Source organism: Methanoregula sp., assembly GCF_002835825.1.
Lineage (GTDB): Archaea > Halobacteriota > Methanomicrobia > Methanomicrobiales > Methanospirillaceae > Methanoregula.
Genome location: NZ_PIZH01000597.1, coordinates 1 through 1,283, shown reverse-complemented (window position 1 = coordinate 1,283; position 1,283 = coordinate 1). Strand labels below are relative to the sequence as shown.

Genomic DNA, 1,283 nt, shown 5'->3' with positions numbered 1-1,283 from the left:
GGCTTATTGCAGGTGCTTTTTTCCTTCTGGTTCTCTGAGGGTCTTTCGTTCCGCTGCCGGGGGACCCGGACAATGCAACGAGTTCCTGCTGGCATTCGGCGAGGAGGCCGGCAAAACCGCTCCCGAGCCCGCCGTGATCGATATCCCGGATGACCGCGTGAACATAGATCTGGTACCAGAGGTACAGATCATTGAAGAGCGGATTCCGGATACCGGAGAGACGGTTTACTACGAGAACCGGCTCATAGGTCTCCCTGATCGTTTCCGGGGAATCATACCGGCAAATGATCTCAAAGAATGTATGGGACTGCACGACCATCCGCTGGATGAGGGACGGGAGAGGATCCGGCAGGGTGTCGAAATTCGCGGTGAAGAGAGGAGCGAACCAGGGCTGCTCGCGGATGAGCGGGCGGAGAAGGACCAGTTCAGGATGATGGTAGATCTTCACTACCGCATCGTGCGTGAGGTTCAGCTGGCAGATCCAGCCGGTGTTCTCCCCGTCCCTCCTTCGGCTGAGGATCCGTGCCCGCTCGAATGAATCGATCAATTTCCGGATCGTTGCGACTTTCGTGAATCCGACTCCGGTAGCGAGATCGATCTCCCGGTGCGGCTCCCCATCGAGCAGTATCTTCATCAGCCGGGACTTGACCGGAGATTTCATGGCAGGGCCTCCCGCTCCATCATGTGCGGGATAATTTCCGGTCCCGATTCAAGTCTTCTGATCAGGGCGCCGGCTTCGACAGCGAGCCAGGTATTCTCCAGCGTGGCCGATCCGCCGAAGACCGAGCGGACATACCCGCCATTCCCCTTCTGGCATTTTTCAATAAACTCCTCGCAGCGCGGGAGAGCTGGTGAACGATACCCTATCACCGAGCAGGCCAGCACACCGGCATGGATATGCTCAAGGAATGCGGGCCGGGCATTGGGCACGGAGAGAAAACCGTACTCCGGATCCTCGCAGTGCCGGAGAAAATCCCGTGACGTCTGAAGCAATGCGTTGGGATCCAATAACTTCAGGTAGGACATGCCAGGGGAGGTCTAGATCATTGTCGAAAACGGCAGCCCTAACCCGTTGTCGGCATTCCGAAACCGGAGAACAGCATGGATCAGAGATCTTCTTTTTTCTTCCGGCACGGTTACCCGGGGCTGGCTGCAGAGCGTGGTGAAATGGTACAGCGGCTCGAAAAGCGACGATGACTCAACCGGGCGGGACGTGTCACCGGGTGCGGTCATGGATTTGAGGATCCACTCTGTTGGATCCTCTGCCGGCCTCTCTTCCAGGA

The 1,283-nt window shown here is 57.7% G+C and carries 3 protein-coding genes; all 3 read right to left on the bottom strand.

The window, feature by feature from the left end; genetic code table 11:
• Nucleotides 1–661, bottom strand: a 661-nt coding sequence (locus tag CW742_RS13665; protein ID WP_292421319.1) for a hypothetical protein, incomplete at its 3' end; no start/stop codon positions are given.
• Complete coding sequence (locus CW742_RS13660; protein ID WP_292421316.1) at nucleotides 658–993, bottom strand: hypothetical protein; 336 nt, start codon at nucleotides 991–993, stop codon at nucleotides 658–660. The genes CW742_RS13660 and CW742_RS13665, both read right to left, overlap by 4 nt.
• 45 nt (nucleotides 994–1,038) lie before the next feature.
• Nucleotides 1,039–1,283, bottom strand: a 245-nt coding sequence (locus tag CW742_RS13655) for a hypothetical protein (RefSeq protein WP_292421313.1), incomplete at its 5' end; no start/stop codon positions are given.